This window comes from Tenacibaculum sp. SZ-18 (assembly GCF_002813915.1).
Taxonomy (GTDB): domain Bacteria; phylum Bacteroidota; class Bacteroidia; order Flavobacteriales; family Flavobacteriaceae; genus Polaribacter.
In genome coordinates this window covers 3,678,117-3,696,495 of sequence record NZ_CP019335.1, presented here as the reverse complement: position 1 = coordinate 3,696,495, position 18,379 = coordinate 3,678,117, and the positions used below count along the sequence as shown (strand labels likewise).

At 32.4% G+C, this 18,379-nt stretch carries 9 protein-coding genes; 1 reads left to right on the top strand and 8 read right to left on the bottom strand.

What is annotated here, in order from left to right; translation table 11 throughout:
- Positions 1–8 precede the first annotated feature (8 nt).
- The gene (locus BTO06_RS16810; RefSeq protein WP_100926404.1) at positions 9–1,076 is read left to right on the top strand and encodes a hypothetical protein; all 1,068 of its coding nucleotides are present in this window, start codon (positions 9–11) and stop codon (positions 1,074–1,076) included.
- A gap of 11 nt (positions 1,077–1,087) precedes the next feature.
- Here the strand turns inward: BTO06_RS16810 and BTO06_RS16805 are convergent, their stop codons facing one another.
- The 8 genes from BTO06_RS16805 to BTO06_RS16770 all read right to left on the bottom strand — a co-directional run bounded on the left by BTO06_RS16805 (position 1,088) and on the right by BTO06_RS16770 (position 14,118).
- Complete coding sequence (locus BTO06_RS16805) at positions 1,088–1,954, bottom strand: DMT family transporter (protein ID WP_100926403.1); 867 nt, start codon at positions 1,952–1,954, stop codon at positions 1,088–1,090.
- Positions 1,955–2,039: 85 nt separating this feature from the next.
- Positions 2,040–3,404, bottom strand: a complete 1,365-nt coding sequence (locus BTO06_RS16800; protein WP_100926402.1) for a TlpA family protein disulfide reductase — start codon at positions 3,402–3,404, stop codon at positions 2,040–2,042.
- 69 nt (positions 3,405–3,473) lie between these two features.
- Positions 3,474–4,007, bottom strand: a complete 534-nt coding sequence (locus BTO06_RS16795; RefSeq protein ID WP_100926401.1) for a GldL-related protein — start codon at positions 4,005–4,007, stop codon at positions 3,474–3,476.
- 11 nt (positions 4,008–4,018) lie between these two features.
- The gene (locus BTO06_RS16790; protein ID WP_100926400.1) at positions 4,019–5,353 is read right to left on the bottom strand and encodes a TlpA family protein disulfide reductase; all 1,335 of its coding nucleotides are present in this window, start codon (positions 5,351–5,353) and stop codon (positions 4,019–4,021) included.
- 53 nt (positions 5,354–5,406) lie between these two features.
- Positions 5,407–6,498 carry a hypothetical protein gene (locus BTO06_RS16785; RefSeq protein ID WP_100926399.1) on the bottom strand — a complete coding sequence of 364 codons (1,092 nt, stop codon included), beginning with the start codon at positions 6,496–6,498 and terminating at the stop codon, positions 5,407–5,409.
- Between the two features lie 361 nt (positions 6,499–6,859).
- On the bottom strand, positions 6,860–8,746 hold the full coding sequence (locus BTO06_RS16780; protein WP_100926398.1) for an amidohydrolase: 1,887 nt from the start codon (positions 8,744–8,746) through the stop codon (positions 6,860–6,862).
- 445 nt (positions 8,747–9,191) lie between these two features.
- The gene (gene mfd, locus BTO06_RS16775; protein ID WP_100926397.1) at positions 9,192–12,521 is read right to left on the bottom strand and encodes a transcription-repair coupling factor; all 3,330 of its coding nucleotides are present in this window, start codon (positions 12,519–12,521) and stop codon (positions 9,192–9,194) included.
- 106 nt (positions 12,522–12,627) lie between these two features.
- Positions 12,628–14,118: a P-loop ATPase, Sll1717 family gene (locus BTO06_RS16770; RefSeq protein ID WP_100926396.1), complete on the bottom strand. Its 1,491-nt coding sequence runs from the start codon at positions 14,116–14,118 to the stop codon at positions 12,628–12,630.
- Between the last annotated feature and the right edge of the window lie 4,261 nt (positions 14,119–18,379).

Here is an 18,379-nt window from a genome sequence, read left to right as displayed (position 1 = left end):
ACCCACTCATGCATTCCGAAGAAAAATTAATGTCTAAAAAGAAACCTGCGTTTCCAATCAATCATTTTTTAAATGAATACTTGATTGAACACAGTAGGAATATTAAAATTCCAATTTTTTACGAGGATTTATTACGCTTTCAGGGATCGGTTGTTGTGTATGATAAAAACGATGAAGATACTTTGTGGGTTCGTGTATACTATTCGGAGTTTGACAGAGAAGAAATAGATCTTAGTTTAAAGAAAGTTTACAATATTCTACATTCGAATGGAAACGAGGACAATATTCAATATTTAAATATCGACTGTGTCGATTTTTGTACGTTTGGAAACTCGAAACCCTTTCGTGTAAAAGTCCGTAATGTTTTAAATGATAATTACACATACTTCTATGTAAAAAAGACCGATGCTTCAAGAGTTTATGGTTTAGAATTAGAACATATTTTATCTCCCTATAATTTAAACTTTCTTGTTTACAAGGATACTTTAATTGAAGAACACATTGCAGGAATTCCAGGTGATACTTTTATTAAAGAGATTTTACAAACCTGTACTGAATCTCAAAAATCACAAATTGCAAAAGAGTTTGTAAAATTTAATGAGCGTTGTATGATTCGTTTGTTAGGAGATATGAGATCGTACAATTATGTAATTGTTCCGACCCACGATTTTGATAATGTTGTTTATAAAATAAGAGCCATTGACTTCGATCAGCAGTGTTTTGAAGGAAAATTTAAAGTGTACTATCCACAATTTTTTAAAGAAAATTATCCAATGGTAAAACTGGTAGGAGATAAGCTACTCGAAAACTCGATTGAGCAGTATAAACTAGAAGAACGCTCTATAGTTGCCAAACGTATTTTATCTTCCGAAGACCGAATTAACGAGTTGGTTTTTTGCATGAAAAATGATGAAATTTCTACTAATGAAAATATCGAGAAATTAAAAATGGAAATTTTTGATTTTACAAGTGATATTTCTTTCAAAAAAAGTAAAGGAATGGGCGAAGTTTTAGAAAGTGCTTTAGATTTTGTTAGAAGAAACTATGAAGATGTTTCTTTACGAGGGTTCAAATAATTTGCTAGAACTTACTTTTTACTTCTCTTACTTCTAATACTTTCAATTAATACAGTTGCTAGTATTAAACCTCCTCCCAAAAACGTATTTACAGTGGGTATTTCACTCAAAAAAATGAAGGCCAAAATTATTCCAAAAATAGGTTGAATACTGCTGATAATGCTGGTAGTTGATGCCGTAAAAAACTGTAAAGAATAGACCATTAAACTATGACCAATTGCTGTGGTTAAAAATGCTAACAAAAGTAAGTATGGTAGTTGACTTTGAAACTCTGAAGTATCCATGAAAAATAGAGTAGGGAACAAGCAAATACTTATAATAATCGTTTGATAAAACATGAGTAATACACCATTGTATTGGTGCACATATTGCTTTAAAATTAAAATTCGGATCGAATAACACAGGGCTGAAACTAATCCGAATAAGATTCCTTGAACCGTAGTGCTTTCGAATGTGAAATCCGGTGATAAAATATACAATCCTAATAACACTAAAATTCCCAAAACAATGTAAATCGGATTGAATTTTACCTTTAAAAAAACAGGTTCTAAAAAGGCGGTCATCACTGGAAATGTATATAACGATAACATTCCAATTGCAACGTTCGAGAGTTTTAATGCATAAAAATAAGTTACCCAATGAACTCCCATAAATACTCCTGCAACTAAAAACGGAAGTTTATGTTTACTAGATTTCAATTTAAAATCGACACGTTTGTATTTTAAAAACACAAACAAAATGATCATCGCAAAAGTTGCTCTGAAAAAAATAATAACTTCAGAAGGCATACTAATGTATCTTCCTAATACACCAGAAGTACTGATGAAAAATGTTGCTACGATTAAACCTAGAAGTTTTTCTAAATAATTGTTTTGCAAGGCACTATTTTTAGCGGATTGAAATGCGAAAGTTAGTTATTAATTTCGTTCTTACCTGTACAAGACTGTTTAAAAGAATTGTAATTTACTCCAATTTATCAAACAGTTTTCTTAGAGAACGTTGTGTCTTCTTTGAATCGATTTCTTTGATATCAATTTTCATTTTTTCTCCTTTTAGAGATAATAGTACTAAGGCTGGAATAGAAGAAATTTCATAAGCTTTGATAAGTTTTGATCTTGCATCATCAAAAAACAATTGCATAGCACTTGTTTTAATTCCTGATTCATTTACCAAACCAGACCATTTATCGAAGTCTTCTTTTTTATCTACAGAAACACCAACAAATACTATGTTTTTATCTTCAAAATTATCTCTAAGTTTTTCGATGTTTTTAAACTCGTTTACGCAATCTTTACAAAAAGTTGCCCATAGATATAGAAAAATGTAATTACCTTTAAAATCAGCTAATTTTACCTCTTCTCCGTTGGTGTTTAAATATGAAAATCTAGAAAGATTTTTTTCCGCTTCTTCTTGTGCAATAACTGAAAGTTTTGCTTTCGATCTTGCAATTAATTGGTTGTCTTTTGAGTAGGCTTTGATTAAATCCAAATAAGCACGCATTCTATTTGGGTCATCTTTCGCCATTGTTTCATACAAACGCACCAATAACGCTTTCTGAATTGCTTCGGTTCTAATAGAAGCAATGATTCCTTTCATTACCGAATAATTATTAGTTTTTTCTATATCTATTTGCCATTTCAAAACTGCAAGATCGTTGTACGATTGGTAACGATCAGAAAACAATTGGTTATCAAAAAGAACACTTCTTAGAGGTGCTAAATACGCTTTTGAAATCTGAATACTGTCTTTAAAATCATAGTACTTTTTGGCTTTTTCAAACTTTAAAATGTCCAAGTAATAGCCATATTGCAAATTTTTAGATTCCTCATTTATAAAACTCTCCTCAAATCCACTCCCGAAAATTGTTCCGTAAAAACCTTTGTAATATTGATCTAGACGACGTACGTATTTATTCTCATTTCCTTCATAAAAATTTCTCTTGTAAAAGGTATTCAAATTTCCATCTTGATCTAACAATTCTATATTTTTACTGTGCAAATATGTGTTTCTTCCTGCACCTCGTTTCCCAGAAAAAGTAAGTGACTTTAAAAAGTTTTCTCCATCGAAAGAAATCGTAAACTCGTCGTTCCTTTTCAAATATAATAATGTTTTTTCGTCTTCTTTTTTCAGAAAGTAATAGCCTTCATCAAGGTTAATATCCACATTAAAATTGAACGATTCAATGGTAATTGTTTCTACAATTTCATTGGTAATTTTCGTTAGGTAAAATTCTTTTTTAATAGAATCGTTGGTAATATTAAAAGACAATCGTTGTCCATATATTACACTTGTTAAACCTATAAAAACTATTGTGAGTATTCGTTTCATTTACCTAACATTTAAACCTATTGGTTCATCATTAAAAATAACACCAAAAGCTACTATTATTAAAATAGCTTATGAATAAGACTTTTGCTTTTTGAAAAGGTTAGTTTTCGTGGTACAAAAGTCTAACAATAATATCCAAAAAACAATATCTGCCACCAGTCGATAATCCTTGGATAAAACGTGTAGAAAAATTAAAACTGTGCTACTTAGTAATAAAATTACCCAAGTAAGTTTTAAATAGTCTAATCTCTTTTTAATCGGTTTTTTATGGAAACTTATACTATATGCAATTAAAATTCCCACCAAACCAAAAACAATTAAATAATCAGCATATAATTTATAATGCATAATTTTTAAAAGTGCTCCAACAATAACGATTGACATTAATCCCTGAGTAATTTTAAAGTATATAGTTCCAATAAAAGTTCCATTTGATAACATCAATACCCAACCTGCTACATAAGCAACATTTAAGCAGAAACTTTCTATGATACTACCTGTTTCAATTAACTCGAAATTTGAACTAAAAAAAGTTAGTAATCTACCAACAAAAGCACAAATGAGAAGTAAAAATACTATGTATATATATGGCTTATCTCTCAAAATTAAACGGTTTACTTCAACAAGGCATCTAGTTTTTCTTCAGTAATTTTATGTGATGGTTTGCTAAAATGACTTTCCACAATAGTGCCTTCAGGAGAAATTAAAATAAACCTTGGAATTGAAGCGACACCAAATGCATCAACAAAATCAGACTCAAAAGACTTGTCTGCAAATAGTTGAACTCCACCCATTTTCTTCTTGTCTAAAGTTTCTTTCCACAATTTATATTCGTCTTTATCATCAACTGAAATACCCACAAATACAATGTTTTTATTGTGATATTTTTCCTCTAACTTTTTTAAATAAGGTACTTGTTTTAAACATGGAACACACCACGTTGCCCAGATATCAATGAGTACATATTTACCTTTGAATTTCGCTAATTCAACAGGCTTTCCATTACGATCATTAAACTTGAAGTTTGGTGCTTTTTTACCGTTTGATGTAGCCTTTACTTTTTCATATTCTGCCTTCGCTTGTTTTATAAATTCCTTATTCGGAACAAACTTTTCAATTAACTTAAAATGCATTTTAGATTTCTCTGGTGTATCGGCTATTCGATAAAAAGAGTTGATTATCACATCAACAAAAATATGTTTCGAGCGAATTTTTTCAATTACACTGCTCATTTCTTCAAAGCTATCAGCGTTTTCAACATCCTTTTTCCACTTAGTTCCTGCTAAATATCTGTAGTAAGGATATTTTAAATAGTTGACTGCATTATCAAAGTTCACATCTTCTAGTGCAGCAAAGAAACTTTCAGGAACTGTTACTTTCTTCCCGAAGTTAAATTTCATCATATTCGGGTAATTGTAAATGTCAAATAAGTAGCCGAATCTTATATTTTTCTCTTCTTCTTTCCGGAAACTTTCACTATTTACCTTAGCCAATAAGATTTTTATTTCTTTTTCAATGGCAAGAATTTTCCTTTTATAATCTTGCTCATTTCCTTCGTAAAATTTATCAGTATCTTTTTTACGTTCCTGCTCTAGTTTCCCTTTTATTACCAAATAATTATTTGCTTCTGAACCTTCACCAGCATAAGACAAAGTTTCGTCAAATTTTTGAGCATCGAAACTAATGATAAGTTCATCATTTGGTTTTAAATACACATGCTCTGTACTGTTGTCTTTTCGGATTAAGTAAAATCCTTCTTTTAAGTTTAAATTATCAACTTCAAAAGTTCCATTTTCTATAGGAATTTCTTTGATTGTTCTATCTCCAATTGTTCGAAGTGAAAACTTGGTTTCACTACTTGCATTATTAATAATTCCTTTGATTTTTTGAGCTGATATACTTGTTGTAAAAACAAAAATTGACAACAAAACAACACCTAATTTTTTCATTAGCTTTCTTTTTTAATCGCTACAAAGTTAAGCTTTTTAGATTGTCGTAAGAACTATTGATTTTGAAACTCTTTTACCAAGTCTTTTAATTGGTCGTTCTCTATATTTTCTAAATCCTTCTTATTCTTAGGTAATTCATAAGATTCTTTGACAACTCCATTTTCTATTTTATAGATTGATGAAGATTTGACTTTGAAACGCATCATTCCAAATTCTCCTTTTTCTTCTTTTCCAAAATTGATGATAAAAACACCTGAAACCCAATTAGCAAAAAGCTTGTCCTTATAAAACTCTTTGCCTTTAAAAAATTCCTTGATATTCAATTCTGATTTTTCAGGGCCATCAAAACTTAATCCAGATAATAATTCTAAAGATTCTAATAACAATTTACCATCTTCAATAACATAACTTCCATTTGGTGCACCGACATACGTTTCACTTTCCCAATTAAATGGCCAATCGGAATAATCACTTTTGTAATTATCTAAAACTAAGCTTCGTTCTTCTTTTCCTAATAATTGACCTTTTTTTCCTTTAACAGCAACCATTTCTCTCTCATACAATCTGAAGTAAAATGAAATGTATGATTGATTCAAATACAACATTGAATATTTTGAAAGGAGCTCAGTATTGGTGGTATCTTTTGCAGTGAATTCTTGTAACCTTTCTAGCTCTTTATTGGTAATTTGAGCTTCTCTTTCCACAATTCCCTGTTTAACATAATAGTACACCGTATAAGCAACACTCCAATCTTTATTAATTTTTCGACATTCAATAACGCCAGTAAACCAATCTGCAAAAACTCTTTTCTCGTTGGAAAATCCTGAATTTTCTGATTTAATACTGAAATCTGTTGGTTTATGTTTTGTTCCATCAACATCTAAACCTATCAAATAAAACCTACTGTTTTCTATATTCCATGTAGCAATATGACCTCGATAGTTTGCAGTTGAAATCATTCTAAATGGATTTTTGATATCCTTATTTTGACGAAAATATGTTTGTAACGGAGATGGATGTCCCCAACCGATATTTAGCTTAAGACTATCGTTTCCAACGATTAAATGATCTGGAGTTTGTCGAGTTGCGAACACAAAAGTGCTCATTAGTACTAAGCATAATAATAGCCATTGTTGCTTTTTCATAGTTTTTCTTTTAAATATTTTCACACAAAAAGATACAGTTTTTCTTTAAAAGATCGCTCAAAATCAGTCATTAAAAAACTCGAACCTTTCAGCTCGAGTTTTCATTTTAAATTTTCTCTAAAATGGTTAATGCCTTTTAACGGAATCAATTTTATAAATGTGGCTAATAATCTTAATCCGTTTTTGGTTTGTTTTTCCTTCATTACGCAGCTTTTCTTCTTTAAGCATTTATAAGTCTCATTTATCCTGTAGTTATATTTTCTCTTCTTAAATTAAAATTACTCCTCCTTAAAAAAGGTATAATGTTTGAAACTCACTATCAAATCCTATTCTATCTTGAACAGACATGAGATTGGGAATATTATTTCTTTCTGCAGTTAATAATTCTTTTAAAATGATCAAAAGCTGCGTAACCAAACGAATCTAAATTATAGTAATCTAAATAACCTACTTTGTTTGTTTGATTATTAATTTTTACTGGTTGCTTAACGCCTTCAACAACTGTTCCCCAAACTTTTATATTTTTAATTTCTAGAGGATTACAAGTAATTGGGTTATCATCTAATATTGTAAAGTTTGCAAGTTTTCCTGACTCGATTGAACCAATTTGGTTTTCCATTTTAAGAGAATAGGCCGCATCAATCGTCACTGCTTTTAAAGCACCTTCCCGACTTACTCTTTGGTTAGGATCTGCAACTCTTCCACTTGTTGTAATTCGATTCACCCCGCACCACATTAAAAAAAGTGGATCTGCAGGAGCCATAGGCATATCACTATGATATGAATAAGAAACTCCAGCTCTTTCAACATCACCCATTCTAACCATACTATTAGCTCTTTTAGGTCCTAATCCGAATATGCTGTAATTATCTGCCAAGGCAGAAGTATAATATGGATTTCCACTAACAATACAATTTAGTTTAGCTAAACGAGCTACTTGATCTTTTTGACTAACAGCAAAGTGTACAATAACAGTTCTGTGATCAAATCTCGGATTTCTGCGAATATTTAATTCTAATGTATTTAGAACTCTATCCAGTCCAGCATCTCCGTTAACATGAATATGAATTTGATAACCAGCATCCCAAAAAATTCTAAAAGCTCTTTCAAAAACATCTTTATCAGTCATCCACTCACCTTTATGCTTGTCTAAATAAGGCTCTCTAACTTGCATAAGTTGTGAATAAATAGCACCATCTGAAAAAAGCTTAACTTGCTTTTTCGCAAGTGATGTCTTACCATAATACCATGATTCTAGTTTTTCTGCTTCTTCAATAACCTGATTATCATCTTTATATTTATCACACAACGTTTTCCCATCTGCCATAAAACTCCATCGAAAAGGCATACTATTGTCTGACATAATTGCATTTACCGCATCTTGTAACTGTTTTACTAATATTCCCCCAGGCTCATTTCCAAATGTGACACCTTTAGAGTGCATAAAATCACGCGTTATCTCTAAACCTTCTTTCAATTTTTTTGGAGTAGCAAGCACCGTAGCAATTTTAGGAGCGACAGCAAACATTCCTTGTTCCCAAAAACGACCATCGTTTAAGTTCGATTGTCTTTGCGGTGTTTCTCCCCAAGTTTTTATAAATTCCTGATTGACTTGATAAAGAGTTAATGCCTTTGTATTCATTACAATCTCATGGCAGCTTCGCATCCAAACCAATATTGGTCTTGTTTTACTAATTTTATCTAAATCTGACTTAGTTAATGATCCAAAGAAACTTGGATGATAACCCCACGAAATTAATGGCTCATCCTGATCTAATAATTTTTTATCCGCCATTTCCATGCGTTTCATAAAATCGGGTTTGTCTTTCACTGCCTTTACTGTGCCTGATGGTAATACCCAATCTTCAATGGATAATATTTCTGAGGCCATGGTAAGCGCAGCAAGAACAGGATGATCATGTTGTGCAATGAATCCAGGAACAATAACTTTATCGCTAAACGTGTTGTCAATTCTAATAGGTTGGTTTCCTACTAAATCTTGAAGTTCTTTAACTGTACCCGTTGCTAACACTTTGCCATTAACCACGGCAACAGCTTGTGTTTTTGGTTTCTCAGGATTCATAGTAATAATCTCTTTTGCCGTGTAAATAGATACTAAAGGAGAAGCTTGAAAATTACCCCCTATATCCTGTAAAGTCTGAGCTTTAGTAAAGTGAAATGCTACGATTAAACTTAGAGTAAGAATGACGTTCTTAATAGGAATTAGATCTTTTTCGTTATGAACCATTTTAATTTTTTATTTAATTTGTTGTTGTTGATTGACTGATACTAAAGATTACAATTAAGCTTTCGCTAAATCTTGAACTTACTCTCAAAATGCTTTTCTGTAGTGTAATTCTAGAAGCAAAATATTGAAAAGAAACCAATAAGTTTATGACCTCCTTTAAACCTAAAAATAATAATTCTTTTTCATTTTGCAATTAAAGTTTGACAAGATTATGAAATCTTAAAATCAGATTTTCAATACATTATGTTAGTTTAATTGGCTATTCTCGTTAGTTATTTTCCTGTCTATTAGTTTGTGACCATATTATACGTATCTTAATCTCAGATCTTATTCTATAAAAAATACTCTAAGATAAACCTCGTATAAGAGCAATTATAAACTTCCACAAAACTTTACTCAAAATCAGTCATTAAAAAACTCGAACCTTTCAGTTCGAGTTTTCTTTTTAAATTTTCTCTAAAGTAGTTAGTGCCTTTTTAACGGAATCAATTTTTATAAATGTGATTAACAATCGTAATCCTTTTTTGGTTTGTTTTTCCTTCATTACACAGCTTTTCGAATTTTGCTGTACATATTTCAACATTCTTGTAAATGCTTCGGTTTGATAAAAGTCCGATTGTTGATCTGACACAAAATATCCTACCAAACGTTTTTGCTTTAAAATTACTTTCTCTAACCCTAATGATTTTGCTAACCATTTAATTCGGACAGAATCTAGTAAATCTTGTACCTGTGTTGGGAATTCTCCAAAACGATCAATGATATTTTTCTCGAATGTTTGTAATTCTTCTTCCTCATTTAAATCACTCAATTGCTTATATAAATTCAAACGTTCTGAGATATTATTAACATAATCATCCGGGAATAGAATTTCAAAATCAGTATCAATTTGAACTTCTTTTACATACTCTTTCGGACCAGCATTTTCGTCCACTGGATATAAATCTTTGAACTCGTTTTCTTTCAGTTCTTCAATGGCTTCTTTTAAGATTTTCTGATACGTATCAAAACCAATATCATTGATAAATCCGCTTTGTTCTCCACCTAATAAATCTCCAGCACCACGAATTTCTAAATCTTTCATGGCAATGTTTAATCCACTTCCTAATTCAGAGAACATTTCTAAAGCTTGAATACGTTTACGCGCTTCTTCCGTCATCATATGATACGGAGGCGTAATGAAGTAACAAAATGCTTTTTTATTCGATCGACCTACACGACCACGCATTTGGTGTAAATCTGATAATCCGAAGTTATTGGCATTGTTAATGAAAATTGTATTCGCATTTGGCACGTCCAATCCACTTTCAATAATCGTGGTAGAAACCAATACATCAAACTCGCCGTTCATAAAAGCTAGCATTAATTCCTCTAACTTTTTCCCTTCCATTTGTCCGTGTCCGATTCCAATTTTTGCAGCAGGAACCAAACGTTGTAACATTCCAGCTACTTCTTTAATGTTTTCAATTCGGTTGTGAATAAAGAAAACCTGACCTCCACGTGAAATTTCATACGAAATTGCGTCACGCATAATTTCTTCAGACAATCGCACCACATTTGTTTCTACCGGATGACGGTTTGGTGGTGGCGTTTTAATCACAGATAAATCACGAGCAGCCATTAAGCTGAACTGTAATGTTCTTGGAATTGGCGTAGCCGTTAAGGTTAAGGTATCTACATTTTCCTTGATGGTTTTCAACTTATCTTTTGCGGCAACTCCAAACTTCTGTTCTTCATCAATAATTAGTAATCCTAAATCTTTAAACTGAACATTTTTGTTGGTTAACTGATGCGTTCCAATTACAATATCTACAGATCCGTCTGAAATCCCTTCTAAAACACCTCTCTTTTGTTTTGCAGTTCTGAAACGGTTCAGGTAATCGATTTGTACAGGAAAATGCTTTAAACGTTCTGAAAATGTCTTAAAATGCTGAAAAGCTAATATTGTTGTTGGAACCAAAACAGCAACTTGTTTTCCGTTGTCAACGGCTTTAAATGCGGCACGAATGGCAACTTCTGTTTTTCCGAAACCAACATCTCCACAAACCAAGCGATCCATCGGTTGATCTTTTTCCATATCAGCTTTTACATCTTGCGTTGCTGAAAATTGATCTGGAGTATCTTCGAATAAGAAACTTGCTTCCAACTCATGTTGCATATGCGTATCTGGACCAAAAGCAAATCCTTTTTCTAACTTACGTTTTGCGTATAATTGAATTAAGTTAAAGGCAATTTCTTTAACTCGAGTTTTGGTTTTCTGCTTGATTTTCTTCCAAGCATTTGAACCTAACTTAAATATTTTTGGAGCCTTTCCATCTTTTCCATTGAACTTCGAAATTTTGTGTAAAGAGTGAATACTCACGTACAAAATATCGCGATCGCCATAGATTAACTTAATTGCTTCTTGTTTCTTTCCGTCAACATCAATTTTTTGTAATCCAGCAAAGCGTCCAACTCCGTGATCGATATGCGTTACATAATCGCCTTTTTCAAGATTGGTTAGTTCCTTTAGCGTGATGGATTGCTTTTTGGCGTAGCCATTTTTTAATCGGAATTTGTGATAACGCTCAAAGATTTGATGATCGGTATAACATACAATCTTCTGATCTTCATCTATAAATCCTTGATAAATTGGGAAAACCACCGTTTCATAATGAACCTCTTCATCGGCGTCATCAAAAATATCATGGAAACGTTGTGCTTGTTTTTCATTCGCACAGAAAATATAGTTCGCGTATCCTTTGCTGTGATGCACATTTAAATCTTCAATTAACAAATCGAATTGTTTGTTAAAAGAAGGCTGGGAGCGAACCGCGAATTCAATCTTTTGCTCGCAATCTGTTTTATCTAAAAACCCGATATTAAAATCAGACAACTGACTTTCAATAGTAGTTCCGTTACAAAACAATTCTGATGGTTTTGAATGCTGAACTTCTTTCGACAGTTTTTCAAATTCTACTTCCGCTTTGCGGAAAAATTTATCGAGATTTCCAGTGAGTAAATCTTTGTTTTTTACAAGCAGTACCGTTTTTGAAGAAATGTATTTCAAGAAACTTTCTCTTGATTCTTGCAATGCCTTGTTTTCAACATTTGGCATAATACTCACTTTCGAGAATTTCTCTTTTGACAATTGTGTTTCTACATCGAATGTTCGGATGCTGTCTACCTCATCACCAAAAAACTCAATTCTGTAAGGTTCATCATTTGAAAACGAAAACACATCTACAATTCCTCCACGTACCGAAAACTCTCCAGGTTCGGTAACAAAATCTACACGATTGAAATTGTACTCGAATAACACTTCGTTGATAAAATCAAGTGATAAATTTTCTCCTTTGGTAACTTTTAATGTGTTTTTCTCCAGCTCTTTTTTCGTCACTACTTTTTCAAAAAGTGCTGTTGGATAGGTAACAATTATCGCTGGTTTTTTACGAGAATTGATTCGGTTGAGTACTTCCGAACGCAATAATACATTGGCATTGTCGGTTTCTTCTATTTGATAGGGACGACGATACGAACCGGGATAAAACAGTACATTTTTCTCTCCAAGTAATTGCTCAAGGTCGTTTAAATAATAGGCCGCTTCTTCTTTATCGTTACAAATAAACAAGTAGGGTTTATCAACAGTTTTAAAAGTTTCGGATATGACAAAAGACAACGAAGAGCCGACCAAATTCGAAAGTTGAAAATGGTGTTTCTCTTGTTGTAGCGCCTGTTGTACCAAAGCTACCTTTGTAGCATTTTGGTAGTAGTTTACAATGGTTTGCTTACTCAACGATAATTAATTTTTGCAAAGATACGGGGATTATATTTTGTGAGGAAATTGTTGGGTTTACAGTTTATACTCTGTAATATACTAAATTTAAATACTTTATTACTTATTACTCGTTATGCACGCCTTTTTTTATTATTTCACTCAGACTTAATACTGTAATTCTTGGTGAACTTCTTATATCATCCCTTCTTCTCTTAGTATCAGGTTCGATTTCTTTGAAGTTTCTCGGACGTCCATTAGTATATAAACTTACATCAAGTAAATAAGCAGAGTATCTCTTACCATCCGATGGTGCAGCACTAGTATTGTTATCAATAATATGAACAAACCTAAGATCTATTAATTCTTTAATTATTGTCTTTACAGATACATTCTGTTCCAGACTACCATTCTCGATTAGAAATACGTTTGTACGTTTTTCAGTAAAAACTTTATCCCGAATAAATGACATTATATTCTCTAGAATATTCGTCTCCTCGAGAGAGTCCTTTTCAAGTGCGTTCTTTTTGTTTGTGTAGTTTTCAATCGCTACTTCACGAACATTAGGAACATTAATTCTATTTGAACTTTCATTAAGAGTAGAACAACACTTAATAAATAAAACAAGGAAATCTCTTGGTACACCTCCTGATGCAATACACAGTTGATCAAATCCTTGTTCATTAAATATATCGTTAATATTAACCTTTGCTTGGGAAGAACTAATTGCAGATTCTAGTAAATCTCTCATAAATCTTTTTAATTCATTCCATTTATCAAGTGTATAATCTAAATCAATATCATAAACATCAGCATTCAACTCCATACCAATATAGCTTTCCCTTGACTGTTTATAAAGATTGGTTCTATGTTTAACGGTTCCTACTTTTAAATAGAAATCATTGGATTTAGATAATCGATGGAAATAATCTATCAGATATGGTTGTATCGTTTTGGGAATAAAGTAAAAGTCATCTAGAACCAATATTATTTGCTTGTCAGTTAGTTCTGATATTCCTTGTATTAAGTCCTTAATATTGTCGATGGAAGTTTTTAACTCATTTAGTTTATCAATTTTCCATTGATGTTCAATCTCACTTTCAGCTGACTCAGAAGAAGAAAGTGCGACTCCAATATCTAAAGCTTTACCACTGATATTTCCAGCATCTTGTTGTGTTGTTTTATATTTTCTTCTTTCATCAATGGAGTCTGGACTAGCAATCTTCTTATTTAAATAAACAACTAGTTTTTTTAGATTTTTCTTCAACCTTATTTTTCCTTTCCATTTTTTGAATTGCCAAAAAGAAATATCTTTATCTAGCTTTTTTATAGAACCTTCAAAAAATCTTACAAGAACTTTAATAATAATATTTGGAAACGTAATATCCTTATAATCCTCCAAATTTACATAGATTGAAAAATTTTCTCTCTGAGAAATAAGTGTTTTTAATAAAGTGCTTTTTCCTGCTCCTCTTCTTCCAAATACAACATAATTCTGCTTTCCTTGAATTTTAGATTTAAAATTTCTTGGGTCAATAAATTTTATTCCTGAAACTTTATCGGCTCTAGTATTTTCTTCTATGTATCTAATTAATTTCTGAATTTCAATCAGTTCCATGTTTTAATTTTTAAGATGGTCAACGTGTACATATAAAGAATAAGTTTGGGACAAACTTCCATACAACTGAATATCCACGTCTGCTCTAGATTAAAAATAAATTTTATTAGGAAAAATAAAAAGGAACAGGGGGACTGGTCTATTACTTTATCTTTTTTCGTGGTTTAAACATACAAAAATTTATTAATTCGAAAATGCAGTGTATTTGGTTTTAACAGTTTAGTGTAGTAGTGGATGATTGTCATTACGAGGCTTGTGTCAAATTTAGTTTGACAACAGGACGAAGTAATCTTTGAATCAAAGGGGAGATTGCTTCGCTATCGCTCGCAATGACGTTTGTTGTGCTCATTCTTTGTCTTGATACAAAGAAACAAAAATCAAGACTTCAGAAAATCTACTAAAAATCTTCGCCCAAATTCTAAAATAAAATAACTCGGCATTACCTCAAACAGATTTCATTTTCAACGAATTTGCACTCAATTTTCTTAACGTTGATCTTCTGAGGTCCATGGTCTTAGTTACGATTTAAGTATCATTTATAAGTTAATTGTTCCAGGATAGGCAGATTGCTTCACTGCATTACATTTCGTTCGCAATGACAAGTTTCTATTTTAATCGTCATTACGAGGAAGAATGACGAAGTAATCTCTCAATCGATGCGAAGATTGCTTCACTGCATTGTATTTCGTTCACAATGCGAAGTTTTTATTTTAATCGTCATTACGAGGCTTGTGTCAAATTTAGTTTGACAACAGGACGAAGTAATCTTTGAATCAAAGGGGAGATTGCTTCGCTATCGCTCGCAATGACGTCTGTTGTTCTCATTCTTTGTCTTGATACAAAGAAATAAAAATCAAGACTTCAGAAAATCTACTAAAAATCTTCGCCCAAATTCTAAAATAAAATAACTCGGCATTGCCTCAAACAGATTTCATTTTCAACAAATTTGCACTCAATTTTCTTAACGTTGATCTTCTGAGGTCCATGGTTTTAGTTACGATTTAAGTATCATTTATAAGTTAATTGTTCCACGATGGACAGATTGCTTCACTGCATTACATTTCGTTCGCAATGACGAGGATTTAATTTGACCGTCATTACGAGGAAGAATGACGAAGTAATCTTAAAGTCGATATGGAGATTGCTTCGCTGCATTGTATTTCGTTCGCAATGACAAGTTTCTATTTTAATCGTCATTACGAGGCTTGTGTCAAATTTAGTTTGACAACAGAACGAAGTAATCTTTGAATCAAAGGAGAGATTGCTTCGCTGAATTGCATTTCGTTCGCAATGACGTTTGTTGTGCTCATTCTTTGTCTTGATACAAAGAAACAAAAATCAAGACTTCAGAAAATCTACTAAAAATCTTCGCCCAAATTCTAAAATAAAATAACTCGGCGTTGCCTCAAACAGATTTTATTTTCAACGAATTTGCGCTCAATTTTCTTAACGTTGATCTTCTGATTTCTATGGTTTTAGTTACGATTTAGGTGTCATTTATAAGTTAATTGTTCCACGATAGGCAGATTGCTTCACTGCATTGTATTTCGTTCGCAATGACAAGTTTCTATTTTAATCGTCATTACGAGGCTTGTGTCAAATTTAGTTTGACAACAGGACGAAGTAATCTTTGAATCTAAAGGGAGATTGCTTCGCTATCGCTCGCAATGACGTTTGTTGTGCTCATTCTTTGTCTTGATACAAAGAAATAAAAATCAAGACTTCAGAAAATCTACTAAAAATCTTCGCCCAAATTCTAAAATAAAATAACTCGGCATTGCCTCAAACAGATTTCATTTTCAACGAATTTGCACTCAATTTTCTTAACGTTGATCTTCTGAGGTCCATGGTTTTAGTTACGATTTAAGTATCATTTATAAGTTAATTGTTCCACGATAGGCAGATTGCTTCACTGCATTGTATTTCGTTCGCAATGACAAGTTTCTATTTTAATCGTCATTACGAGGCTTGTGTCAAATTTAGTTTGACAACAGGACGAAGTAATCTTTGAATCTAAAGGGAAATTGCTTCGCTGCATTGTATTTCGTTCGCAATGACGTTTATTGTGCTCATTCTTTGTCTTGATACAAAGAAACAAAAATCAAGACTTCAGAAAATCTACTAAAAATCTTCGCCCAAATTCTAAAATAAAATAACTCGGCATTGCCTCAAACAGATTTCATTTTCAACGAATTTGCACTCAATTTTCTTAACGTTGATCTTCTGAGGTCCATGGTTTTAGTTACGATTTAAGTATCATTTATAAGTTAATTGTTCCGCGATAGGCAGATTGCTTCACTGCATTGCATTTCGTGCGCAATGACAAGTTTTTATTTTAATCGTCATTACGAGGAGGAATGACGAAGTAATCTTTGAATCTAAAGGGAGATTGCTTCACTGCATTGTATTTCGTTCGCAATGACGTTTATTGTGCTCATTCTTTGTCTTGATACAAAGAAACAAAAATCAAGACTTCAGAAAATCTACTAAAAATCTTCGCCCAAATTCTAAAATAAAATAACTCGGCATTGCCTCAAACAGATTTCATTTTCAACGAATTTGCACTCAATTTTCTTAACGTTGATCTTCTGAGGTCCATGGTTTTAGTTACGATTTAAGTATCATTTATAAGTTAATTGTTCCACGATAGGCAGATTGCTTAACTACATTACATTTCGTTCGCAATGACAAGTTTTTATTTTGATCGTCATTACGAGGAAGAATGACGAAGCAGTCTCTCAATCGATGTGAAGATTGCTTCACTGCATTGTATTTCGTTCGCAATGACAAGTTTTTATTTTAATCGTCATTACGAGGCTTGTGCCAAATTTAGTTTGACAACAGAACGAAGTAATCTTTGAATCAAAGGGGAGATTGCTTCAGGTTTATTCAAACTTTCGCAATGACAAGTTTTTATTTTAATCGTCATTACGAGGAAGAATGACGAAGCAGTCTCTCAATCGATGTGAAGATTGCTTCACTGCATTGTATTTCGTTCGCAATGACAAGTTTTTATTTTAATCGTCATTACGAGGCTTGTGCCAAATTTAGTTTGACAACAGAACGAAGTAATCTTTGAATCAAAGGGGAGATTGCTTCAGGTTTATTCAAACTTTCGCAATGACAAGTTTTTATTTTAATCGTCATTACGAGGCTTGTGCCAAATTTAGTTTGACAACAGAACGAAGTAATCTTTGAATCTAAAGGGAGATTGCTTCGCTATCGCTCGCAATGACAAGTTTTTATTTTAATCGTCATTACGAGGAAGAATGACGAAGTAATCTCTCAATCGATGCGAAGATTGCTTCACTGCATTAAATTTCGTTCGTTATTACGAGGCTTGTGGCAAATATAGTTTGACAACAGGACGAAGTAATCTTTGAATCAAAGGGGAGATTGCTTCGCTATCGCTCGCAATGACGTCTGTTGTTCTCATTCTTTGTCTTGATACAAAGAAACAAAAATCAAGACTTCAGAAAATCTACTAAAAATCTTCGCCCAAATTCTAAAATAAAATAACTCGGCATTGCCTCAAACAGATTTCATTTTCAACGAATTTGCACTCAATTTTCTTAACGTTGATCTTCTGAGGTCCATGGTTTTAGTTACGATTTAAGTATCATTTATAAGTTAATTGTTCCACGATAGGCAGATTGCTTCACTGCATTACATTTCGTTCGCAATGACAAGTTTTTATTTTGCTCGTTATTACGAGGAAGAATGGCGAAGTAATCTTTGAATCTAAAGGGAGATTGCTTCACTGCATTGTATTTCGTTCGCAATGACAAGTTTTTATTTTAATCGTCATTACGAGGCTTGTGCCAAATTTAGTTTGACAACAGAACGAAGTAATCTTTGAATCAAAGGGGAGATTGCTTCAGGTTTATTCAAACTTTCGCAATGACAAGTTTTTATTTTAATCGTCATTACGAGGAAGAATGACGAAGCAGTCTCTCAATCGATGTGAAGATTGCTTCACTGCATTGTATTTCGTTCGCAATGACAAGTTTTTATTTTAATCGTCATTACGAGGCTTGTGCCAAATTTAGTTTGACAACAGAACGAAGTAATCTTTGAATCAAAGGGGAGATTGCTTCAGGTTTATTCAAACTTTCGCAATGACAAGTTTTTATTTTAATCGTCATTACGAGGAAGAATGACGAAGTAATCTTTGAATTTAAAGTGAGATTGCTGAAGGTTTATTCAAACCTTCGCAATGACGGAGTTGTTATATCGAGTGAAATTATGAGCAAATATTCAG